General features: G+C 45.4%; 7 protein-coding genes. 2 read left to right on the top strand and 5 right to left on the bottom strand.

What is annotated here, in order from left to right; all coding sequences use genetic code 11:
• Positions 1-232 precede the first annotated feature (232 nt).
• Positions 233-1,582, top strand: coding sequence for a mechanosensitive ion channel domain-containing protein (locus tag BCT81_RS18995; RefSeq protein ID WP_004737468.1), 1,350 nt, complete (start codon positions 233-235; stop codon positions 1,580-1,582).
• On the top strand, positions 1,572-1,784 hold the full coding sequence (locus BCT81_RS18990) for a hypothetical protein (RefSeq protein WP_004737467.1): 213 nt from the start codon (positions 1,572-1,574) through the stop codon (positions 1,782-1,784). The genes BCT81_RS18995 and BCT81_RS18990 overlap by 11 nt, the downstream gene beginning before the upstream one ends.
• A gap of 154 nt (positions 1,785-1,938) precedes the next feature.
• On the opposite strand, the gene BCT81_RS18985 is transcribed toward BCT81_RS18990, so the two are convergent.
• The 5 genes from BCT81_RS18985 to gcl form a co-directional block, all read right to left on the bottom strand.
• Positions 1,939-2,547, bottom strand: coding sequence for a TetR/AcrR family transcriptional regulator (locus tag BCT81_RS18985; RefSeq protein WP_102425470.1), 609 nt, complete (start codon positions 2,545-2,547; stop codon positions 1,939-1,941).
• A 147-nt stretch (positions 2,548-2,694) separates the two neighbouring features.
• The gene (locus tag BCT81_RS18980; RefSeq protein WP_102425469.1) at positions 2,695-4,005 is read right to left on the bottom strand and encodes a glycerate kinase; all 1,311 of its coding nucleotides are present in this window, start codon (positions 4,003-4,005) and stop codon (positions 2,695-2,697) included.
• Positions 4,006-4,262: 257 nt separating this feature from the next.
• Entirely contained in the window at positions 4,263-5,159 is an 897-nt protein-coding gene (locus BCT81_RS18975; protein ID WP_008220968.1) for a 2-hydroxy-3-oxopropionate reductase, read from the bottom strand.
• Between the two features lie 37 nt (positions 5,160-5,196).
• A complete protein-coding gene (hyi, locus tag BCT81_RS18970) occupies positions 5,197-5,973 on the bottom strand; it encodes a hydroxypyruvate isomerase (RefSeq protein ID WP_102425468.1) in 777 nt (258 codons plus the stop codon).
• A gap of 114 nt (positions 5,974-6,087) precedes the next feature.
• The gene (gene gcl / locus BCT81_RS18965; RefSeq protein WP_061032996.1) at positions 6,088-7,860 is read right to left on the bottom strand and encodes a glyoxylate carboligase; all 1,773 of its coding nucleotides are present in this window, start codon (positions 7,858-7,860) and stop codon (positions 6,088-6,090) included.
• Positions 7,861-8,046: the final 186 nt, after the last annotated feature.

Below are 8,046 nucleotides of genomic sequence, written 5' to 3'. Positions count from 1 at the left end.
CTAATATGGTATCAACAGCCCAAGCAATGCAACCAATGGCAATGCAACATTAACTTATTTTTCTGAACTTATTTTGGCTCAAATATTGCAAAATTCCATCGGAGGTGAGTTTATGGAAGTAATAAGTTTCTTAGTCGGGTCTTTATGTGGGTTTGTTTTTATGCTGCCTTGTCTTATAGCGTTGGTTCAATAAATTCAAATTTGAGAGTCAAAATGAAAATGAGATAGGAATATGATAATAAAAAGCGCATTAAAATTTATGACCCATGAAGCGATCGTGTTATCTGTTATCTTCATTAATGCTGTTGTGATGGTCGCACTTGAAACAACACCAACATTACCAAAGACTATCGGCTATTGGATTCTTTGGGTAGACTTCGTTTGCGTGCTCTATTTTGCAGTGGAACTTGGTGTCAAATGGACAGATTTGGGTACTAAGGGTTACTTTTCTGATAATTGGAATAAACTAGACTTTTTAATAGTAATACTGAGTATCCCGGTCCTCATTGAACCTTTCTTAAGTGGTGGTATTGGATGGTTGGGTGACATGGCCATTCTTCGCCTCGCTCGTTTTTTGAGACTATGGCGAATTCTCCGTTATGTCTACACTTCGGAAACATACAAGTGTCTGCGTATCCCAGTAATCCTTCTGATTGTTTTAACAGCCTTTACTATGCTGATTGATAGCAGCAAAGACTTAATATCAGATATTTACCCTCAGATTAAGCTCACTTTGAATGTTTTGCTTGTACTCAGCCTCACTTTTTTACTCGTTAGGATGTTACGAGTTTTATTTTCTACATTTTTTCACAGAAAACTCACTCAAAATCCTTACAACTTTGACAGCTCTCTTGTCGATTTTATATGTCTGATCGCGGTTGTTTTGACATCATTAAACGGAATAATGATAGCAATAAGCACTGCAGGTCATGATCCCTTCGCTCTCCTCGCTGGTTTGGGGATCGGAGGTATGGCAATCGCATTTGCTGCACAGGACGCAGTGGCAAACATTATCGCAGGAATAATGTTACTGGTTCAAAAACCATTCAGAACAGGAGATTGGATTTGTATTAATGGAAATACAGGAGCCGTACATCATATCGGACTTAGATGTACAGTTTTAGAAGAGTTTGGCGGGGAACACTTAACATTCCCTAATAAAATATTTATGGATAGTCCTGTCAGAAATATAGACAAAAGAGGCTTTTACTTACTATCGGGGAGTATTCGACTGCATCATAAAACCAAGCATAATGAAATTAATGAAGTCATAGACATGATGAAAAAAATATGTACCGAACATCCTGAGCTATATAACGACTGTGGCGTGCGCTTCGAAGGATTTGGAGAAGCATGCTTCCCTGTTTCATTTTGGATGTGTGTTAAAGAATGGAGCCAGAGTGAACAAATAATATATCGAGACCGTTGGGAAAAAATAAGAGTGGTTGAGCAGGATTTTTATATCAAACTAGTGAAGGGGGTAAATGAAAAAGGGATTACGTGTGCAATGCCAATTCGCGAAATGGTGGAAGAAAACAAAACATCACCGCTAACAGAAAAGGACGGATACCATGAAAATTAAACATCTATTAATACTACTAACGTTGCCATTTGTGCCTTATGAAGTACTAGCAGCTGCTACAGAAAATATTGAACAAATTGCAGGGTCGATTGATTTAACTTCGGTAGAATCAACCGCATCTGATGTAGGGGTTACTGCTGTTGCAGTCAGTGCCACTGTAAAGGCTGTTGGTATAATTAAGAATGTTATTAACCAAGCCTAAACCTATGCGTTACGATTGATGCGAGTATAGTAGTATCCTTACTGTACTCGCGACGTCGAAATAATACCTTAACACTCAAAGATAGTGGTTAGCCCCTGGGCTGACCAAACGTCAAATTTAGCTATGTACCAGCTCCTGCTAGAAATCAAATGTTTCAGCTTTTAACACCGCAACCTTTAATCACTAACTGGGTGATAAACTCAGCGGCTTCTTCGTAATCTTTATCATCGAGCTTATCTTTCTGCATGACACTGCAAATCTGCCAGCCAAAATCGGCATAGGTTTGGGTTGCCGCCCAAATGGTAAACAGCAGGTGATGCGCAGGTACGTCGTCCATCAGCCCTTTTGCCGACCACGTCGAGAACTTATCGAGGATCATCTGCGATTGGTTATACAGCTCATCGCCGATCTCTGTCGGAAGCACTTTAGCGCCCGACATCACTTCATTGGCAAACACTTTAGAAGCGTATGGATGGTCGCGTGAGATGATTAACTTAGTTTGAATATATTGAGATAAAGCTTCAACGGGATCGTTCAGCTCTTCAATAGGACGAGAGGCTTCAAGTAACGGCTGCGTGACGGTTTCTAGAACGGCATTGTAGAGCTTGTCTTTCGAGCTGAAGTAATAGAATACGTTGGGTTTGGGAATGTCGGCCGCCTTCGCGATATCCGCCATTTTGGTTGCGGCATAACCATGAGTAGCGAATTGTTCGCACGCCACTTCGATGATTAAATCTTGATTCTTTTGTCTGATCCTAGACATATGACTTCCTTTACAGCTCATTACTTAAACCATAGTAATCAACGTGCTTCATTAGTCCAGAAGATAATTCAAGAACTCAAGGTCACCGCATTGATAACAAAAAAGGGTCGCCCCTATGCACTGAGGAGCGACCCTTTTATCCGGTTGCTAAAGAATCAATATTGCACGGAAGTCATTGACGTTAGTCAGGGTAGGCCCTGTCGTCAGCAGAACGCCCGTTTGCTTGAAAAAGTCATAACTATTATTCGCCTCTAGATAATCATCGGCTTTGAGTGTTAAGCGAGTACCTTCTTGCCAAGTTTCTGGTGTTATCCATGCCCCAGCATTGTCTTCCACACCGTCAATACCATCCGTATCAGCGGCCAACGCGAATATGTTGTCCTGCCCTTTCAGTTCGTTGTACAAACTTAAAAGGAACTCACAATTGCGCCCACCACGACCGTTTCCTTTAACCGTGACTGTTGTTTCACCACCTGAAAGCAATACACAAGGAGTCTCGAATGGGTGCTTATTATTAGCGACTTGTTTAGCTAATGCTGCGTGCACCTTCGCTACTTCTCTCGCCTCTCCCTCGATACAATCACTCAACACATACGCAGGAATACCCAAACCTTCAGCCTCTGCCGCCGCAGACTCAAGTGCAGACATTGGAGTCGCGATAATATGGTGCTCAGCGTTGTTCCAACAAATGTCATCAGGCTTTACGGTTTCAGATTCTGGGTTATTCAGCCATTCAAATGCCGAGCCTGGTATTTCTATTTGGTAGCGTTCCAATATGGCGAGGGCGTCAAAACGCGTGGTGGTGTCTGGTACGGTTGGTCCAGAGGCAATCACACTGATGTCATCACCCGGCACATCGGAAATCGCCAATGACACCACTCTTGCTGGATATGCTGCTTTAGCAAGTCGGCCGCCCTTTATCGAAGATAGATGCTTACGAACACAGTTCATCTCATCAATAGCTGCACCAGATTTAAGCAGTGCTTTGTTGATTTGTTGCTTCTCTGCCAAGCTAATATCGCCACCTGGCAAGCTAAGTAATGCGGAGCCACCTCCTGACAAAAGACATATCACAGTGTCGTCTTCACTTAAGTTGCTCACCAACTCCAACATCCGGTGACTAACTTCAAGCCCCATCGCATCAGGAACTGGATGCGCCGCTTCGATCACCTCGATGTACTCACATGGTGCGAGATGTTCATAACGAGTCACAACCAAGCCTTCTAAATCACGTAGCGCAAGGTCTTGCTGTTTCTTGGCTTGCCATACGGCTTCCAATTCAGCGGCCATCGATGCTGCTGCTTTCCCTGCCCCGATAACGACAGTTCGCCCAGCTTGATTTGCCGAGCGATAAAATATGTCTTGAGGGAGAAAAGATTCGATGTGATTTTTGGGTAGTGCCTGGTTTACAGCACTCGAGAAAAGGGTTTGCAGAAACTGCTTAGCATCAATGTCCATCAGCCACTCCTTAGTTGACGGAGGAAAAAAGAACCCCAATACAAGGCGAAAGGGTGCCTGCTAAGATTAAGTTGGAAAGGAACAACTTCAACCTTTGCCTCGTATCGGGAACGCGTATAAAAGGAGACGAAACTACGCGATTTATAAACAAACTGTTTGAAACTGGGGGCTAACTTATCGAAGCTAGCCCGGATTCATTGGTTTTGGTTTCAGCAGAAACGACAAACCAATTATTGAGACGGATTACTCGTTAAGGATTAGCGAATTGAGTGATCAGAACGCTTCTCTATCGCTTGAATCAGCGCAGAGTGGTCCCAACCTTCACCGCCCATTTCAGCACATTCGCCAAATAGCTCTTGCGCGATGGCTGTGTTTGGCAGCGCAACGCCTAGCTCTTGTGCGCCCGTTAGCGCAAGGTTTAGATCTTTCTGGTGAAGCGAGATTCTAAAGCCAGGGTCAAATGTGCCTTCCACCATGCGTTCACCGTGCACCTCAAGGATCTTAGAGTTAGCGAAGCCACCCAGTAGAGCCTGGCGAACTCGCGCTGGATCAGCACCGGCTTTTGATGCGAATACTAGCGCTTCAGAGACCGCTTCAATGTTCAGTGCTACGATGATCTGGTTGGCAACCTTACAAGTTTGGCCAGCACCGTTATCTCCCACTAGCGTGATGTTTTTGCCCATCACTTCAAATAGAGGTCGAGCTTTATCAAAAGCGTCTTGCTCACCACCCACCATAATTGTCAGTGCGGCATTGATCGCGCCCACTTCACCACCAGAAACCGGAGCATCAAGATATGACGCACCACCTTCGTTGATACGTGCTGCAATGGCTTTCGTCGCGATAGGTGAGATAGAACTCATATCGATAACTAGCTTACCCGTTGCTCCACCAGCAGTAAGACCTTGCTCGACACCGTTATCACCAAACAGCACCTCTTCTACTTGAGGGGTGTTCGGCACCATAAGAATAATGACATCCGCCTGTTCCGCAGCTTCGGCTGGGGAATGACAAACCGTTGCGCCTGCTGCAACCAGCTCGGCAGGAGCTGCATTGAAATGATCCGAAAGAATCAAGTCGTGCCCCGCTTTTTGAAGGTTACTCGCCATAGGTTTACCCATGATGCCAGTTCCGATAAATGCAATTTTAGACATGTTGTTCTCCTTAACGTTTGAGGGTTACCAGGCGCAATTAACGGTACTGGTTCAGCCAACCAAGGCCTTCGGTCGTTGTCGTTTTCGGTTTGTATTCGCAGCCAACCCAGCCTTGATAGCCAAGCTCATCAAGGTAGTTAAGTACGAATGGATAATTGATTTCTCCGGTTCCCGGCTCGTGTCGACCAGGGTTATCAGCCAGCTGCACGTGAGCGATTTGACCGATGTTCTGCTGTATGGTCGGCGTAAGATCGCCTTCCATAATCTGCATGTGATAGATATCGTATTGGATAGAAAGATTATCGCTCGCCACCTCTTTAATGATGGCTTTCGCTTGCTCTGTGGTGTTTAGGAAAAAGCCCGGAATATCGCGCGTGTTAATCGCTTCAATCACTAGGCTAATGCCTTCGGCAGCCAAAGCATTTGCGGCATAGTGAAGGTTAATCACAAAGGTTGCCTGAGCGTCTTGCGCAGTCACTCCCTGTGGGACAATGCCCGCCAAACAGTTCACCTGTTTACAGCCCAGTTTCTTGGCATAAGCGATCGCTTTAGGCACGCCAGCTTGAAACTCCTCAACGCGTGCTGGGTCAACCGCAATACCACGATCGCCTGCATCCCAATCACCAGCAGGCAAGTTAAATAGCACTTGCTCTAGATTATTAGCATCAAGCTTTTGTTTAATCTCATCCGCATCAAAGGCATATGGGAAAAGGTATTCGACGCCTTGAAAACCTGCTTCTGCGGCGGCTTCAAAACGGTCCATAAAATCAACTTCCGTGAATAACATTGACAAGTTTGCTGCAAATTTTGCCATGATTCTGTCCTTACTCTTTGTTTGGTGAAGCTAATGTGGTTTGGTGAAGCCTCGCTTTATTGGAAGCTTTCCGTAGAGCTCAATCTCGCTCTACGGATACACATTACTTCGTGATTACTTGTACGCTAGCGCGGTTGGTGCATCGCTGCTGCTTTCCGCAAGCGGTTCAAATTCGTTGATGGCGTTGATCTCTACGCCCATAGAGATATTGGTCACGCGCTCCAAAATCAGCTCAACAACCACAGGCACTTTGTGCTTGTTCATTAGCTCTTTAGCTTGCTCAAACGCAGCTGCAATTTGGTCTGGTTCACGAACTCGAATCGCCTTACAACCAAGGCCTTCAACAACAGCAACATGGTCAACACCGTAGCCCTCAAGCTCTGGCGCATTCTGGTTATCAAATGCCAGTTGCACACAGTAATCGATATCAAACTGGCGCTGCGCTTGGCGAATTAAGCCTAGATAGGAGTTGTTCACCAGCACATGGATGTATGGCAGGTTGAATTGAGCACCTACCGCCAATTCTTCAATCATGAATTGGAAGTCGTAGTCACCAGAGATAGCGACGATATCGCGGTCCGGATCCGCAGCTCGAACGCCCAGTGCAGCAGGTGTTGTCCAACCAAGTGGGCCAGCCTGACCACAGTTGATCCAATGTCGAGGCTTGTACACATGAAGGAACTGCGCCGCGGCAATCTGCGATAAACCAATGGTGCTGACGTAACAAGTATCACGACCAAAGGCTTTGTTCATCTCTTCATAAACGCGCATCGGTTTCATTGGGGCTTCATCGAAATTAGTTTTACGTAGCATGGTCGACTTGCGCTCCTGACACTCACCTACCCAGCCACTTCGGTTTGGTAATTTACCTGCATCACGCCACTCTTTAGCGACTTCAACCATGAGCTCAAGTGCCGATTTTGCGTCTGAAACAATGCCTAAATCAGGGCAGAACACGCGACCAATTTGGGTTGGTTCAATATCGACATGAACAAACTTGCGACCTTCCGTGTAAACATCAACAGAGCCGGTATGGCGGTTAGCCCAACGGTTACCAACGCCAAATACAAAATCAGAGTTCAGCATGGTTTCATTACCGTAACGGTGAGAGGTTTGTAGACCCACCATGCCCGCCATTAACTCGTGGTCATCTGGGATAGAACCCCACCCCATCAAGGTTGGGATCACTGGTACACCTGTGATCTCAGCAAATTGCTGCAACAGCTCAGATGCACCTGCGTTGATAACACCACCACCTGAGACAATCAGAGGTTTTTCAGCTTGTGCCATCATGGTGAGTGCTTTCTCAACCTGCTCGCGAGTCGCTTTTGGTTTGTATGGTTCAAGCGGCTCGTAGGTATCAATATCGAACTCAATTTCGGCTAACTGTACATCTAGAGGTAGGTCAATCAGTACAGGGCCAGGACGTCCTGAACGCATCAAATGAAAGGCTTTTTGAAAAGCGCGTGGCACTTGCGCGGGCTCCAGTACCGTGGTTGCCCACTTAGTAACAGGCTTGGCAATGGATTCGATGTCGACCGCTTGAAAGTCTTCTTTATGAAGGCGAGCACGTGGAGCCTGACCAGTAATACATAGGATAGGGATAGAGTCAGCCGATGCCGAATAAAGGCCTGTGATCATATCCGTCCCAGCTGGACCTGAAGTACCAATACACACACCAATATTATCTTGATTCGTACGTGTGTAGCCTTCAGCCATGTGTGAGGCACCCTCTACATGTCGAGCTAAGACGTGATCGATCCCTCCGAGTTTTTTCATTGCTGCGTACATTGGGTTTATTGCTGCGCCGGGAACACCAAATGCGATGTCTACTCCTTCACGTTTAAGCACTTCAACCGCTGCTTCAATCGCTTTCATAATTGCCATTCGAACCTCCAGTTCAGATTGTATACAATTAAATTAACTTTTGTATACTATGAATCATCCTCAGCATTTATCAAGCCCAATTTGAAACAATTTTGTTACATCAACCTATCCTATTGAACAGCAAATAAGCCTGAAAACCTTACAATTCATTGCTTTACATAAAATATCTTTACGTAAAAATAAATT

This window comes from Vibrio sp. 10N.261.52.A1 (assembly GCF_002876325.1).
Lineage (GTDB): Bacteria > Pseudomonadota > Gammaproteobacteria > Enterobacterales > Vibrionaceae > Vibrio > Vibrio chagasii.
This window is presented reverse-complemented; position numbering and strand designations above follow the sequence as displayed.